Below are 14372 nucleotides of genomic sequence, written 5' to 3'. Positions count from 1 at the left end.
ATCAACGGGGTTTGGTATTAGTCCTGACATTTGACTAGATCGAAGATGCTCGGATACTTCGTCCGTCGTCTGCCGGTGGTTCCGGGCGCAGTCGCTTAGAGTCCGTCCGGTAAGTCATGAGGCGCGTCCCAGCCGTCGAACGAGGATCATGACGGCAGCGGCGTAGAGGAAGGCTTGGGCCGAGGCGAGGGTCGCCTCCGGGTCTTTCCAAAGGCGACGGTTGCGGCTGATCCAGCCAAAGAAGCGTTCCACGACCCATCGGCGTGGATGCACGGCGAAGCCGACCTGATCCTTGGGTTTGCGCACGATGTCGATGGTGATGACGGTGGCGGTCGCGGGTCTGTCGCCGGCATAGCCTGCATCAGCGAAGGCCTTGGCGATGAACGGAAAGGTCCGCCGCGACAGGCGCAGCACCGGTCTGGCCCCATCGCGATCCTGTACGTCGGCGGCCTGCGGATCGAGCACGAGGGCGCGCCCGTCCGTGTCGACCAGGGCCTGGCGCTTCCGGCCCTTGACCTTCTTTCCAGCGTCGTAGCCGCGCGGGCCGCCGCTCTCCGTGGTCTTCACGCTCTGGCTATCGAGCACGGCCGCCGTCGGCGAGGCCTCGCGACCGGCCCGCTCCCGGTCGGCCATGACCAGGGTGTGGTTGATCCGCCCGAACAATCCCTCGTCTCGCCAGCGGCTGAAGTAGCCGAACGTCGTGCTGCGCGGAGGGAGATCCTTTGGTATCAACCGCCACGCGATGCCGCCGCGCAGCACGTAGAAGATGGCGTTCAGGACCTCCCGCATTGTCCAGATGGGCGGGCGACCACGCGAGGCGGGCTCCGGCATCAGCGGCGCGATCACCGCCCATTCGCCATCCGTCAGATCGGTTTCGTAGCGCAGGCGCGCACGGCTATGCTGCCGGCGAGTGGTCGGGGTCCACATGGCACGTCCAGGTCAGGCTTCAGCACCCTTCTGGAATCACCGCCATCCCGGCCACTCAACCCCGGCCAGACATTATCGGACGGGCTCTAAGGAGACCACCGTGCTCTTGCCCTTCCCCCGCAAGAGAGCGCCGTGTCCCAGCCTCAGCAAGCCACCGTCCGCAACCGCCTGCTGAAGGCCCTGCCTGCCGACGATTTCGCGCTGCTCCAGCCGCACCTGCAGCGCTTCACCGCCGAGCTACGCCAGACGGTGATCGCGCCCGACGAGCCGATCCGGTCGTTGTTCTTCCCGGAGAACGGCTTTTCCTCGATCGTCAGCGGAAGCGCCGGCAAGGTCGAGGTCGGGTTGATCGGCCGCGAGGGCCTCGTCGGCGCCTCGCCCGTACTGCTCGGCGGGGATCGGACGCCGTTCCACCACTTCATCCAGTCCGCGGGCGAGATGCTGGCGATCGGCATCGCGGATCTGGAAGCGGCCGTCGACGCGAGCCCATCGTTGCGCAAGCTGCTGCTGCGCTACGTCCAGACCCTGATCCTCCAGACGGCGCAGACCGCCTTCGTCAACGCCGCGTACAACATCGACGTGCGCCTCGCCCGCTGGCTGCTGATGTGCCACGACCGCTTGGACGGCGACGACCTCGCGCTCACCCACGAGTTCCTCGCTACGATGCTGGGCGCGCAGCGCAGCACCACCACCCTGGCCATCCAAGCCCTGGAGGGGCACGGCCTGATCCGTGCGCGGCGAGGTCGCATCACGATCCTGGATCGCCCGGCGATGGAGGCGGTTGTGGAGGAAGGCTACGGCCTGCCCGAGCGTGAGTATGCGCGGCTGATCGAGAGTACCTGATGCCCCGGTTCTTCTTCAACGTTCGACACCGCGACGGCGTCTCGGGATTGGCGATCGATGAAGAGGGTGACGAGCTCGCCGACGTGGCGGCGGCCCGGGAGCACGCCCTGTCGGTCGCCCGGAAGATGATCGCGCAGGACCGCCTGACGATGATCCGCGACTGGATGGTGTGTTCGTTCGAGGTCACCGACGAGGCCGGCGACCGGGTGCTCACGGTGCCGTTCGGCGACACCGTTCCGCAGGAGGACGGTTTGGAGTGAACCCGTCGGATCGTACCCTGCGACGCCCGTGAAGCCGCCGCCCGGTCCATGGAACGTCGACAGGGGTCGCAGGCGGAACGTCCGAGACGGCCGCCTCCGCTCGATCGAAGCGGAGCCCGTCTCAGGCCAGCCCGGGCGGCGCCTGAGCGAAGCCCGGATCCGCCATCCCGCAGGGATCGACCGGATTTGGTCTGACTCGCGACGACAGGCCGAAGGCCGCTTCCCGCACGGCGCGGAGCCCGCTCCCGAAGACGAGCGCGAGAGCATCGTCCAGGGCCTCCGGATCACGGAGGACGCCCTATCTCGTCGTGGGGTCGAATCTCTTCGCGCGAGCCGGCATCCGCCCGGCTTGAACACGCCGTGGGTCTCCCCCGACATCCCTCACGAGCGCCAGCGCAGCTCCCGCGTCTCCAGTGGGTTTTCGAACGGGCGGCCGGCGCGGGCGGCTTCCAGCGCCTCGCGCTTCAGGCGGAAATACCATTGCGAGGGCAGGTCGCCCTGGCCGAACAGCACCATGGTGGGTTTCCGGTCGAGGCCGGCCTGGGCGTGCTGGAGCACCTGCTGGTCCTGGGTCAGGAACTGGCGCATCAGCGGGCGGGCGACGGGCTTCAGCAGGTTGAGGCCGGGGATGTTCCAGTAGAGCGCGTTGGTCAGCAACGTGCGGTTCGCCGTCAGCGGCGTCGCGAAGGTGTAGTTCGCGAGGCGCTTGGGCCCCGCCGTGATCCGCTCCAGGCGCACGCCGGGGAGGCGGAACTCGATCTCGACGTCGGGCACCCCGCCGAGCAGGCGGTAGACCGGCGAGCTCGTCGTCGTGGCGTGGCTCGACATGACGAAGCCGTGCGGCACCGGCCGGAAGGTCTTCTTCTTCTCGCGCAGTTCTTTCGACGGCCGGAACCACCAGGAATCGTGGACGAAGGCGACGTGGCCGGGATCGACGAGGCTCAGCGTCGTCAGGTCGAACGAGGCCTCGACCACGAGCTCGACCACGAGGGAGCCGACGGGGTCGAAGTCGAGGGCCGGCAGGGAAGCGGTCTCGCCCGGCGCCCCGAGGTTCGGGTTGACCCAGACGAAGCCGGCGCTCTCGACCACGGGGAAGCGCTGCACCACGATCTTCGAGAAGTCGGCCGCGTCGTGCTCGGAGAGCGTCGGCACGTCGCGGCAGCGGCCTTCGGTGGAGAAGCGCCAGCCGTGGAACGGGCAGACCAGCTCGGCGCCGTCGAAGCCGCCCTTGGACAGCGCCATGCCGCGGTGGGGGCAGCGGTCGCGGAGCGCGAAGGGCGCGCCCGACGCGTCGCGCCCGATCACGATCTGCTCGCCGTTCAGCTCGACCGCGCGCAGCGCCTTGCCCGTCAGCCCCGAGGCCTGGCCGACGCAGTACCACGCGTCCGGCAGCGGCCGGCGCATCGCGTCGGGGTCGAGGGCCTCGTCGGCGGCCGGGTCGCGCGCGGGACCGGTCGCGTGAGGGGCGATCGAAGGGGCCGCGACGGGTGAGACGGACATGGGGTCTCGCAACGGTTCGGGGGCGTCCTCATACGCCGCGTCGCCGGATGGGGAAAGCGAGGCCGCCCCGCCCGCGGCCGCCTGCGCGGGTTGGCCGCCGGGGCCGGCCGCTCTCAGGACCGCGCGATGTCCGCCCGCAAGGTCCGGTCCGCCCGCAAGGTCCGGTCCGCCTGCAAGGTCCGGTCCGCCTGCAAGGTCCGGTCCGCCCGCAAGGTTTGGTCAGGCTTCGGGATCGCGAGGCGCCCGAGCCGTCGGCGCGCGGGCGCGTCGTAGACGCGGACGAGGACGAGGCAGGCCGCGAGCAGCACGACCAGAAAGGCGAGCCCGGCATAGGGGGCGGCGATCCGGTCGGCGACGCCCGGCATGCGCCGGCCGACGGCCTCGACCCAGGCGACGCAGGGCGCGTGCAGGATGTAGAGCGGATAGGAGGCCGCGCCCGCCTTGAGGCAGAGGGCGGCCAGCCGCGGGCCGGGCGTGATCCCGGCGGCGGCGTAGACCAGCGCCGGAAACACGAAAGCCACCACCAGCACGTCGTAGACGGGCTTGACCAGGGCCGGGACCGGCACGACCAGCACCAGCGTCAGCGCCGCGAGGCAGGCGACCGCGCCGGCGTTGCCCGACGCGAGGCGGCGCGGGGCGCCGCTCGCGCGCGCGATCCAGCGGCGATAGAGCAGGACGCCGACCGGGAAGGCGAACATCACCCGGATCAGCCCGGCGTGGACCTCGTTCCAGGTGTAGCCGACGTCGAGGTCGCCGGCCTGGAGGGCGACGGCGCAGAGGCCCGCGAAGGCCAGCGCCACGAAGGCGGCGAGCCGCCGGGCCGACAGGGCCGACAGCCCGTAGAAGAACGCCATGTTGGCGATCAGCTCGAAGAAGATCGACCACGACGGGAAGTTCAGCGGGAAGATCGCAGCCGGCAGGGTCGAGACCGCTGGGGGCGTCGGCAGCATCAGCGCGGAGCACAGGGTCGACAGCGCCAGCGCCGAGGGGGAGAAGCCCGGGCCCTGCCCGACCGCGAAGGAGAGCAGAGCCACCGCGACGGTGAGCGCGAGCCCGAGCGCGTAGAGCGGGTAGAGCCGGATCACCCGGATGCGCAGGAACGCGCGCGCCGGCAGCCCGTCGCGGACCCGCGCCGCGTAGGCGTGCGCCAGGACGAAGCCGCTGAGCACGAAGAACAGGTCGACGGCCAGATGCGTCTCCACCGCGCCGGGCTGGAGGCCGAACAGGTTCGGCGCGTGGCGGACCACCACCAGGATCGCGGCGACGCCGCGCAGCCCGTCGAGCAGCGCGAAGGTGTGGCCGGGCGCGGCCCGGGCCGGGATCGCGGGCGCCGTCATGCGCCGGCTCCCACCCGCACGCCCGGTGCGGCGGGCCTGCGCGGTCCGCCCTGCAGCCAGCGCAGCACCGGCCGCTCGACGCGGCGGTGGAAGACCTCGGTCGCCGCGACCGAGACGGCGACGAGGAGCAGCGCCAGCGGCCAGAGAAGCCCGGCGCCGAGCGGCAGCCGCGGCAGGATCGCCTTGGCGGCGAGGAAGACGAAGGGGTGCAGCAGGTAGAGCGCGTAGGACGCGTCGCCGATCCGCGCGATCGCCCGGAACGGAGGCGCATCGAAGCGCAGGTCGCCCAGGACCACGCCGGCGACGACCAGCACCGCGCCGCCGCCCCAGACCAGGGTGCGCGCCCAGCCGTAATTGCCGGGCGCGTCCGACCCGGCGAACCCGGACAGGTCGATCGTCGCCCACACGGCGAGGCCGAGGCCGCAGAGCAGGACGCCGCCCGCGCGCCCGAGCCGGACGCCTCGGCGGAACAGCAGCGCCAGGCCGACGCCGGCGGCGAATTCGAGGACGATCGGGCGCAGCCAGAACCGGAGCTGGTCGAGGGCCGGCGGCCAAAGCCAGGCCAGGGCCACGCCGCCGGCGAGGACGGCCACGGCGGCCAGCGCCGCCCGCTCGCGTGCGGTCGCGGTCATGCTCGGCGTCGTCCGCGCGGCGAGCGCCATCGCCCCGGCGAAGACGAGGTAGAACAGCATCTCGTAGTTCAGCGTCCAGCCGAGATCGAGGATCGGGAACGGGTAGTCCGGCCCGAAGCCGCGGGTGTCGAACGGGACGAACAGGTACGAGGTCGCCACGTCCGCCAGGCTCGGCGCGGCGGCATGGCCGGCGGCGGCGAAGGCCAGCAGCACGGCGAGCCGCAGGGCGAGGGCGAACCAGTACAGCGGTACGATCCGCAGCAGGCGGCGCCTCAGGAAGGTCGCAGCCCCGCCGGGCGCGCCGAACAGCGGCTCCGAGGCGTAGACGATCACGAACCCGGAGATGACGAAGAACAGGTCGACGCCGGCCCCGAGCGGCAGGGCGGTCAGGCGCGGCATGGCGAGGCCGCGCGCCTCCGCCTGGAGCGACACCAGCAGCTCGGCGTGGAGCAGGACGACCATCACGGCCGCCGCCGCCCGCAGGATCTGCAGGCCGTCGAGGCGCAGGTTCTGCACGCCGTCGCGGCGGTGGAGCCGCGCCGGCCGGTCGAGGGTGCCGGCGCGTCCCGTGCTCATCGCGTCGTCCTCGCCGGCGCGTCGGCCGAAATCTCCGGGATCGCGGCGGAGGCTCCCTCGCCGCCCGCGGCGCGGCGGATGAGGTCGGCCAGGCGCGCCTGCATCCGGGCGGCGCCGTAGCGGGCGCGGGCGGTCGCCTGCGCCCGGGCGACCTGGTCTCCGATCTCGGGCGGAGCCGACAGGACGCGGGCGATGGCGTCGGCGAGCGCGGCGGCGTCGCCGGGCGGCACCAGGGTTCCCGCCGCGCCCCGGTCGAGGATCTCGGCCGCGGCGCCCGCGTCGGTGGCGATCACCGGCGTGCCGACCAGCATCGCCTCGACCAGGGTGCGCCCGAACGGCTCGGGGGCGGTGGAGGGGTGGACCACCACGTCCACCGCCCGCATCAGGCGCGGCACGTCCTCGCGCTGGCCGAGGAAGTGGACGCGGTCGGCGAGACCGCGCTCGGCCGCCAGCGCATGCAGGCCGGCCGCGTAGGCGTCCTCGCCGAACAGGGCGGTGCCGGCGACGAGGCAGGCGGTGCCGGGCGAACGGGCCAGGGCTTCGAGCACCACGTGCTGCCCCTTCCACGGGGCGAGCCGGCTGAACACGCCGACCAGCGGCCCGTCCGGCAGCCCGAGGCTCCGGCGCAGGTCGGCCGGGTCGCCGGGGTCGCCGTCGAGGTCGAGGCCGTTGGGCACCACCTCGACGAGGTCCCGGCGCCCGCCCGATGCGACGAAGGCGTCCGCCGCGGCGGTGGAGGGCACCACGACGCGGGTCGCGCGGGCGTTGGCGAGGCGGACCTGGAGCCCGCGCTGCGCCGCCCCGAAATGCGCGGGATCGAGGATGTCGTGCAGGTGCCAGACCAGGGGGCGGCGCACCAGCGCGGTGGCGAGCGCCGAAAGGACGAAGGCCTTCTGCGAGTTGGCGTAGACCACGTCGTGGGACTTGGCGCATCGCGCCAGCGCGAGGACCGTCGCCAGGAGCCTGCCGGCGAGCGGGATCGACCGCCAGAGCGAGCCGTCGCGGCGGAGCGCCGACAGCCCGGCCCCGTGGCGCGCATGCACGAGCGTCAGCCCCCGCTCCTGCAAGGCCGGCCCGAGCGGCCCGTCCTCGAACAGGAAGGCGGTCGCGCCGCGCCAGGGGGCGACGGCGTCGCACAGGACCATCTCGGCGCCCGACATCGTGCCGGTGTGGCTGACGAACACGACCCGCGGGCGGCGCATCACGCGGCTCCGAGGTAGCGGCGCGCCGGCTCGTGCCCGGTGTCGTAGAACGGGTGGTCGTCGGGACGCACCATCGTGATCGCGAGCCCGAACACGTCGCCGCCGGCCTCGCGCAGGCCCGCGACGGTGGCGCTGATCGCCGAGACCTGCGAGCGGCCCCAGCGGGTGCAGCACAGGACGCCGTCGACCTGCCGCGCCAGGATCTGGGCGTCCATCAGGATCGCGGCCGGCGGGCTGTCGATCAGCACGAGGTCGTACTTGCGCGCCCAGACCAGCAGCTCGGTCATGCGCGCGCCCATCAGCAGCTCCGTCGAATCCGTGGTCGGCGTGCCGGCGGGGATGGCATCGAGGTTTTGCGTCGCGGTCGCGATCACGGCCTCCCGCGGCAGGGCCTCGCCGCGCAGGATGCCGGCGAGGCCGGGGCCGGCGGGCAGGTCCAGGGCGGCCTCGAAGACCGGGCGGCGCAGGTCGCCCTCGATCACGAGCACCCGGCGTCCGCTCGCCGCGTTGAGCTGGGCCAGCGCGAGGGTGGTGAAGGACTTGCCCTCGCCCGGCGCCCCCGAGGTCAGCAGGATCGCGCGGCTGCGGCCGTCGGCGCCGGCCAGCATCAGCCGGGCGCCGAGGTTGCGCAGCACCTGCTGCATCAGCGGGTCGGCGCGCGCGTCGCGCAGGGCGGCGGCGAGCGGCAGGTCGGCTCCGGCGGCGCCGATCCGTCCGAGGCGCGCCGTCCCGCCGGCCGCGCGCAGGTGCGGCAGCTGGGCGAAGACCGGGGCGTGGGCGACCGCGGCGACCTGCGTCGAGGTGCGCACGCTGCGGTCGGCGCGGTCGCGGAGTAGCGCGGCGGCGGCGGCCAGCGCCGCGGCGAGCACGAAGCCGGCGCCGAGGTACAGCGGCGGCTTCGGGGTGACGGGGGCGGCCGGGACGTCCGCGAGGCTGACGAGGCGGGTGCTGCCGACGAGGATGCGGCGCTCGGTCTCGAGCTCGTTGGCGCGCTTGTACAGGTCGGCGTACTGGCCCCGCTTGATCTCGGCGTTGCGCACCATGCCGGCGGCGACCGACTCGTTCTCCATCGCGGCGGCGGCGTCGGTCCTGGCGCCCTCCATCTGCTGGCGCAGCGACTTGGCGAGCGCGCTCGACGCGTCGTAGGTCTTCTTCAGGCCGGCGCCGATGCTCGCGACCTCGCGTTCGACGCGCAGCTTCAGGCCGGCCAGCTCCGTGCGCATCGCCTGCAGCGTCGGATGGTTCGGCCCCAGCACCGTGCCGGCGTTGGCGATCTGCGCGGCCACCACGTTCATCTGCTGCTTGAGGTCGCCGATGGTGCGGCTCGCCAGCACCGCCGGGGCGTCGATCGAGCCGCGGGCCTGGTCGGCGTTGATCTCGGCCAGGCGCGCGGCGGCGTCGGCCTTGGCGGTCTCGGCCGCCGCGAGCTGCTGGGTGATGGTGCTCAGCCGCTCGGAGGTGATCGGCGCGTTGGCGCCCGACATCAGGCCCTTGCTGCGGCGGAAGGCCTGGATCTTGGCCTCGTCGGCGCGCAACGACGCGTCGAGCTGGCGGACCTCCTTCCACAACCACTCGGTGGCCGCCTCGCGGCTGTTGGCGAGGACGCCGCGCTGGTCGTCGAGGAAGGTCGTGATCAGCGCGTTGGTCAGCGCCTGGGCGGTCTCGGCGTTCGGCGACCGGTAGGCGATGTTGATGACGCGCGAGCGGCCCGCGCCGGTGACGACGAAGCGCCGCTGCAGGGTGTCGACCACCAGGTCGGCGTTGCCGCGCAGCCTGTCGCAGCCGTCGTCCCTTTGCGGCATCAGGCCCGCGAGGAGGCCCCCGCGCGCACTCTGCCGGCATTCGGCCACGACCTTCTCGACCACGTCGCCCGAGGCGACGAGGCGCATCATCCGCGGCGAGCGGATCACCAGCATCTGGCTCTCGATGTCGGCCGGGTCGCCGAGCTTCTGGATCCAGGCGACCGAGGCGTTGGGGTTGTTGCTGCCGGGCTCCGGCTCGGCCACGATCACCGAGCCGACCGCGAGGTACTGCGTCGGCGCCGCCATCAGCAGCAGGATCGCGACGGCCATCACGGAGGCGAAGACCGCCGCGAACAGGCCGCGCCGCCGCAGGATCGCCGCGACCAGGCCGGCGGCCTGGTTGGTCGCCTGGCCTGCAGCTTGGCCTGCAGCTTGGCCTGCACCTTGGCCTGCACCTTGGCCGTTCTCGGCCGCCCGCGAAGGGGCCGGGCCGGCCGTCTGGATCGGGCTGAGGTAGGACGTCGTCATCGTCGACCACCGGGTCTGGTGCCGGTCCGCGGGCAGGGGCGCGGAAGCCGTGCGAGGTGAGCGAAAGGTCCGGCCGCGTCGCGCGGGCCGGGGGTGGCGGATGCCGTCGGGCCGGGGCCTCGGGCCCGGGCCAGAACCTCAGGCGAGCGCCTTGAGGCGGTGGCCGGAGCGCTCCCGGCCGGCGCCGAGGTCGTGGTGGAGGGCCATCTGCGCGTCGACGAAGCCGGCGAACTCGGCGCGGAACACCTCCGGGGCGAACTGCGCCGCCTGGGCGCGGCAGGCGGCGCGCGAGAACGTGCCCTCCTGCTCGATGAACTCGCGGACGCAGGCCGCGATCGCCGCGGGCTCGGGCTCGGCGAAGAACATGCCCGAGCGGTTGGGCGCCAGCGTCGCCACCGTCTCGCGCGCGCCGCCGCGGCCGAGCGCCAGGACGGGGGTGCCCTCGGCCTGCGCCTCGACCGGGATGATCCCGAAATCCTCCTCCGCCGCGAACACGAAGGCGCGCGCCGTGATCATGAGCCGGCGGAGCTCCTTGTCGGCGAGGTAGCCGGCGAATGTCACGTTCGGCCCGGCCGCCTCGCGCAGGCGCGCCTCCTCGGGACCGGTCCCCGCGACGACGAGCTTGAGGTCGGGCATCAGCGCGAAGGCCTGCACCACCGCGAGCACGTTCTTGTAGGGGACGAGGCGGCTCGCCACGAGGAAGTGTTCGCTCCGCGGCAGGTCCGCGCGGGTCGCCGACTGCGTCACCGGCGGATGGATCACCTCCGCGGTGCGGCCGTAGACCTTGCGGATGCGCCGGGCGACGAAGGCGGAGTTGGCCACCACCGCGTCCGGCCCGTTCGCGGTGCGGGTGTCCCACAGGCGCATCCGGTGCAGGATCATGCGGGCGACCATGCTCTTGACGCCGTGGTCGTATCCGCTCTCCCGCAGGTAGTCGTGCTGCATGTCCCAGGCGTAGCGCATGGGCGAATGGATGTAGGAGACGTGGACCTGGTTCGGCCCGGTCAGGATGCCCTTGGCGACGGCGTAGCTGCTCGAGATGACGAGGTCGTAGGCCGAGAGGTCGAACTGCTCGACGGCGATCGGCATCAGCGGCAGGTACGACCGGTGGCGGGTCCGCACGAACGGCATCTTCTGCAGGAAGCTCGTCTGCGTGGCGCCGAGGCCGATCCGGGCGCGGTCGGCCGGGCTCAGGAAGTCGAACAGCGTGAAGACGTCCGCGTCGGGATAGATCGCCAGGATCTCGCGCAGCACCCTCTCGGCGCCGCCGACGACGTAGAGCCAATCATGGACGACCGCGACGCGCATCTTCGAGACCTCGAAGGAGAGGGACGGCGATGGGACGCCGCTGGCGGATGCGACCGTCAGGTTGAGTGCCCTGAACGATCGCGACCTATGCTTTCGTTAGGTTGAGATGTTTGCGGTTTTAGAAATATCGACCGCTGAAAGGCCGCAGGACAGGCGTAAGACTGCCTATTTCCCCGACGTGGTAAATCTTAACTATACCGATCGCCGTGAATTCGAGGCCGCGTGCCATCGGGAAACGCGGACGGCGCGTGCGCCGGCCTGGGCCTCGCCGTCAGCGCGGGCGGGGCGGCGCGTCGGCGAGCACGGCGTCGAGCAGGTCGGCGTAGCCGCGGGCGGTGGCGGCCCAGGTGTAGCGGGCCTCGTTGCGGCGGCCCTTTGCGACCAGGGCCTCGCGCAGGCCCGGCTCGTCGAGGAGCCGGCGCAGGCATGCGGCCAGCGCGCCGGCGTCGCTGGGATCGAAGGTCAGCGCGCCCTCCCCCGCCACCTCCGGCGTCGCCGAACGGTCCGAGCACACCACCGGGCAGCCCAAAGCCTGCGCCTCCAGCACCGGCAGGCAGAAGCCCTCGGCGAAGGACGGCACGCACAGGCATAGGGCGCCGCGGTAGAGCGCAGCGAGCCGGCGGTCGTCGATGCGCGACAGGCGGACCACCCGGGTGGCCGCCCCGAGCCGCCGGAGCGTCCCGGCGACGGCGTCGGCCGGGTCCTCGCCGACGTGGACGACGGCGAGGTCGGGATGGCTCGGCCCGAGCGCGGCCACCGCTTCGGCGAGCAGGCCGAAGTTCTTGTTGTGCGTGGCGTTTCCGACCGCCAGCACGTAGTGCCCCGCCACCTCCGCGGGGTCCATCACGGCGAGCGCCGAGGAGTCGAGCACGGAGGCGGACGGGATCACGCGGACGCGCCCGCGCGCCGCGGGATAGTGATGCTCCAGGTCGCGCCGGGTCGCATCCGAGACCGCGACGACGGCGTGGTTGCGCGCCAGCATCAGCCGGAAGATCCAGTCGGTGGTGAAGGCCTCGCGCGGGCCGGCGCTCTCGGGGATCGTGCGGAAGTACAGGTCGTGGACCACGACCACCCGCGCCCGCCCCCCGGCGCCCGCGCCGTAGGGGTCGACGTTCAGCACCACGTCGATGGCGTGCCGCCGGCAGCAGGCCGGGACGGTGACGAGCTGGGCCAGAACGTCGAGGACCATGATGCGCGGGCGCGGCACGGTCACGACCTCGACGGCGTCGCGGAACGCGGCGGGGAGCGCGTCGCGGGTCCAGGGCGAGCGCAGCACGACGGCCAGGTCCGGGCGCCGGACGAGCTCTTCGACGAGCGCGAACGCGACCCGTGCGACGCCCGACGGCTTGCCCCCGAACTGGCTCGGCATGTTGAGGAGGATTCGCTTCATCGACTGGCAATAACCCCGCACTAGGGTCGATCTAGCACCGCCAGATCGAACAGATGCGTATTCTCCACATCACCTCGCTGTTTCAGCCCGAACAGGTCGGCGGGGCGGAGCTGATGGTGGAGACCCTCGTGCGGATGCAGGCGGGCCTCGGGGCGCAGGTCGGCGTCGCCTGCCTGTCGCGCCGGGCCCAGCCGCCCGAGCGGTCGGACGCGGCGACGATCTACCGCCTCGGCCACGGGACGCCGTTCCACGTCCTCGACTGGGCCGAGCACGGACGGCTCGACCGCCTGCGCTACAAGCTCGCCGTGCAGTGGGACGGGCGCACGCTCGCCGCGATGGAGGCGGCGGTCCGCGATTTTTCCCCCGACGTGGTGAACACCCACTCCCTGTCGGAGCTGACCCCGCGGATCTGGCCGATGCTGCGCCGCCTCGGGGTTCCGGTCGTCCACACGCTGCACGACTTCACGAGCCTGTGCAGCAACGGCGCGATGGTGCGCGACGGCCGGGCCTGCCAACGGCAGCACGCCAAGTGCCGCGCCTACGCGCTGCTGCACCGGGTCTGCCAGCGCCCGGTCGAGGCGGTGGTCGGCGTCGGCGCGGACATCCTGGCCCGCCACCTCGCGGCCGGGTACTTCCGCGACGTGCCGGAGGCCCTGCGGCAGGTGATCTGGAACCCGATCGAGGCGGGGTCGCCGCCGGCCCCGCGCGCCCTGCCCTCGGATGGGATCACCTTCGGCTACATGGGCCGGATCGAGGCGTCGAAGGGCGTCGACACCCTGCTCGAGGCCTGCCGCCGCCTGCCCCCCGGCGGCTGGCGCCTACGCATCGCCGGGCGCGCCGCCGACGGGCTCGACCGCTACGTCGGCCTCGCCGCCGGCCTGCCCGTCGCCTTCGACGGGTTCGTGGCGCCGGACGCCTTCCTCGACCGCCTCGACTGCCTCGTGGTCCCCCCGGTCTGGCCCGAGGCCTTCGGGCGCACGGTCGCCGAGGCCTACGCCCGCGGCGTGCCGGTGATCGGCACGGCCGTCGGCGGCATCGCCGAGCAGGTCGGGACGAGCGATCCCGCCTGGCTCGTGCCGCCTGGCGACGCGGAGGCGCTGGCCGTCGCGATGGCGCGGGTCGTGGCCGACCCCGCCCGCCTCGCGTCCGGCCTCGGCAACGCGGCGGCGGTCACCGCCGGGACCCGGCCGCAGGCGGTCGCCGCCCGCTACCTCGACCTCTACCGCACCCTCCTCAGCCCTGAGCCCGCCCTCGCCGACGGATCGCGACTCCAAGGATCAAGGCGCCATGCGCATCCTGCATCTTAGCTCGCTCTACCCGCCGCACATCGTCGGTGGCGCCGAGCGGTCCGTCGAGCACCTGGCGGAGGAGCTCGCCGGCCTCGGGCACACGGTCGCCGCCGCCTGCATCGAGCGGCAGGCCGAGGCGAAGACCGTGCGCAACGGCGTCACGGTCTACCGCATGGCCCACCACAACGACTTCTGGCTCGAGAACTGGGCGCAGCACGGCCGCTTCGCGCGCAACGCCGCCAAGCTGAAGCAGCAGTGGAATTTCGCGGTCGCGGCCGATTTCGGCCGGGTGCTCGACGACTTCCGGCCCGACGTGGTCAACACCCACTCGCTCCTCGACATCTCGACCCTGGTCTGGCGCGAGGCGGCCAAGCGCTCCATCCCGATCGTCCACACGGTCTGCGAGTACGACCTGATCTGCGGCAACGCCGCGATGTTCAAGCACGGCGCGCCGTGCACGCACTGGCACCTCGGCTGCAAGGTCGTGAACGCCTCCAAGCAGCTCACCAACCGCTGGATCGACGCGGTGGCGAGCGTCGGCACCCGCATCCTCCAGACCCATGTCGACCACGGCCTGTTCCGCCACCTCGCCCCGGAGCGGCGCCGTGTGATCTACTATTCCTGCACGGTGCCCGACGGCGACCCGGAGGCGCGCCGCCGCATCGACCGCACGGGTAAGCCGATGACCTTCGGCTATCTCGGGCGGATCAACGTCGAGAAGGGCGTCGGCACGCTGATCGACGCGCTGGCCGAGGTCGGCTCACGCGCGCGCGCCGCCGAAGTGGATCCCGGTTCGGCGAAAGCGTGCGCCTCTGAACCAGACCCCGGAGCCGTTCCC

12 protein-coding genes are annotated in these 14372 nt (G+C 72.7%); 4 read left to right on the top strand and 8 right to left on the bottom strand.

Annotated features, from left to right (window positions below; genetic code table 11):
• Positions 1–114 precede the first annotated feature (114 nt).
• Positions 115–927, bottom strand: a complete 813-nt coding sequence (locus MFF13_RS06810; RefSeq protein WP_238271572.1) for an IS5 family transposase — start codon at positions 925–927, stop codon at positions 115–117.
• A gap of 132 nt (positions 928–1059) precedes the next feature.
• Between MFF13_RS06810 and MFF13_RS06805 the strand changes: the two genes are divergently transcribed.
• Positions 1060–1770, top strand: a complete 711-nt coding sequence (locus MFF13_RS06805; RefSeq protein WP_147750532.1) for a Crp/Fnr family transcriptional regulator — start codon at positions 1060–1062, stop codon at positions 1768–1770.
• Complete coding sequence (locus MFF13_RS06800; protein WP_147750531.1) at positions 1770–2030, top strand: DUF6894 family protein; 261 nt, start codon at positions 1770–1772, stop codon at positions 2028–2030. The genes MFF13_RS06805 and MFF13_RS06800 overlap by 1 nt, the downstream gene beginning before the upstream one ends.
• 381 nt (positions 2031–2411) lie before the next feature.
• Here the strand turns inward: MFF13_RS06800 and MFF13_RS06795 are convergent, their stop codons facing one another.
• The 7 genes from MFF13_RS06795 to MFF13_RS06765 form a co-directional block, all read right to left on the bottom strand.
• Positions 2412–3434: a Rieske 2Fe-2S domain-containing protein gene (locus MFF13_RS06795; protein ID WP_238271574.1), complete on the bottom strand. Its 1023-nt coding sequence runs from the start codon at positions 3432–3434 to the stop codon at positions 2412–2414.
• A 209-nt stretch (positions 3435–3643) separates the two neighbouring features.
• Complete coding sequence (locus MFF13_RS06790) at positions 3644–4867, bottom strand: acyltransferase family protein (protein WP_147750529.1); 1224 nt, start codon at positions 4865–4867, stop codon at positions 3644–3646.
• Positions 4864–6075 carry an acyltransferase family protein gene (locus MFF13_RS06785; protein WP_147750528.1) on the bottom strand — a complete coding sequence of 404 codons (1212 nt, stop codon included), beginning with the start codon at positions 6073–6075 and terminating at the stop codon, positions 4864–4866. The genes MFF13_RS06790 and MFF13_RS06785 overlap by 4 nt, the downstream gene beginning before the upstream one ends.
• Positions 6072–7277, bottom strand: coding sequence for a glycosyltransferase (locus tag MFF13_RS06780; protein ID WP_147750527.1), 1206 nt, complete (start codon positions 7275–7277; stop codon positions 6072–6074). Before MFF13_RS06780 ends, MFF13_RS06785 begins: the two co-directional genes overlap by 4 nt.
• Positions 7277–9547, bottom strand: coding sequence for a GumC family protein (locus MFF13_RS06775; RefSeq protein ID WP_147750526.1), 2271 nt, complete (start codon positions 9545–9547; stop codon positions 7277–7279). The genes MFF13_RS06780 and MFF13_RS06775 overlap by 1 nt, the downstream gene beginning before the upstream one ends.
• A gap of 138 nt (positions 9548–9685) precedes the next feature.
• On the bottom strand, positions 9686–10855 hold the full coding sequence (locus MFF13_RS06770; RefSeq protein WP_147750525.1) for a glycosyltransferase: 1170 nt from the start codon (positions 10853–10855) through the stop codon (positions 9686–9688).
• A 271-nt stretch (positions 10856–11126) separates the two neighbouring features.
• Positions 11127–12245 carry a glycosyltransferase family 4 protein gene (locus MFF13_RS06765; protein WP_147750524.1) on the bottom strand — a complete coding sequence of 373 codons (1119 nt, stop codon included), beginning with the start codon at positions 12243–12245 and terminating at the stop codon, positions 11127–11129.
• A gap of 53 nt (positions 12246–12298) precedes the next feature.
• Here MFF13_RS06765 and MFF13_RS06760 point away from each other — a divergent pair, with 53 nt between their 5' ends.
• Together MFF13_RS06760 and MFF13_RS06755 are read left to right on the top strand one after the other, a co-directional pair.
• The gene (locus tag MFF13_RS06760; RefSeq protein ID WP_147750523.1) at positions 12299–13552 is read left to right on the top strand and encodes a glycosyltransferase family 4 protein; all 1254 of its coding nucleotides are present in this window, start codon (positions 12299–12301) and stop codon (positions 13550–13552) included.
• The coding region (locus MFF13_RS06755; protein WP_238271570.1) for a glycosyltransferase at positions 13533–14372 on the top strand (840 nt) is incomplete at its 3' end. The genes MFF13_RS06760 and MFF13_RS06755, both read left to right, overlap by 20 nt.

This window comes from Methylobacterium cerastii, assembly GCF_022179125.1.
Classification (GTDB): domain Bacteria; phylum Pseudomonadota; class Alphaproteobacteria; order Rhizobiales; family Beijerinckiaceae; genus Methylobacterium; species Methylobacterium cerastii.
This window is presented reverse-complemented; position numbering and strand designations above follow the sequence as displayed.

Bases quoted from the DNA above. Each gene is read 5' to 3' on its own strand.
- MFF13_RS06770 (WP_147750525.1), bottom strand. From the start codon at position 10,855: ATGCGCGTCGCGGTCGTCCATGATTGGCTCTACGTCGTCGGCGGCGCC.
- MFF13_RS06765 (WP_147750524.1), bottom strand. From the start codon at position 12,245: ATGAAGCGAATCCTCCTCAACATGCCGAGCCAGTTCGGGGGCAAGCCG.
- MFF13_RS06775 (WP_147750526.1), bottom strand. From the start codon at position 9,547: ATGACGACGTCCTACCTCAGCCCGATCCAGACGGCCGGCCCGGCCCCT.
- MFF13_RS06790 (WP_147750529.1), bottom strand. From the start codon at position 4,867: ATGACGGCGCCCGCGATCCCGGCCCGGGCCGCGCCCGGCCACACCTTC.
- MFF13_RS06785 (WP_147750528.1), bottom strand. From the start codon at position 6,075: ATGAGCACGGGACGCGCCGGCACCCTCGACCGGCCGGCGCGGCTCCAC.
- MFF13_RS06760 (WP_147750523.1), top strand. From the start codon at position 12,299: ATGCGTATTCTCCACATCACCTCGCTGTTTCAGCCCGAACAGGTCGGC.
- MFF13_RS06795 (WP_238271574.1), bottom strand. From the start codon at position 3,434: ATGCGCCGGCCGCTGCCGGACGCGTGGTACTGCGTCGGCCAGGCCTCG.
- MFF13_RS06780 (WP_147750527.1), bottom strand. From the start codon at position 7,277: ATGCGCCGCCCGCGGGTCGTGTTCGTCAGCCACACCGGCACGATGTCG.
- MFF13_RS06810 (WP_238271572.1), bottom strand. From the start codon at position 927: ATGTGGACCCCGACCACTCGCCGGCAGCATAGCCGTGCGCGCCTGCGC.
- MFF13_RS06800 (WP_147750531.1), top strand. From the start codon at position 1,770: ATGCCCCGGTTCTTCTTCAACGTTCGACACCGCGACGGCGTCTCGGGA.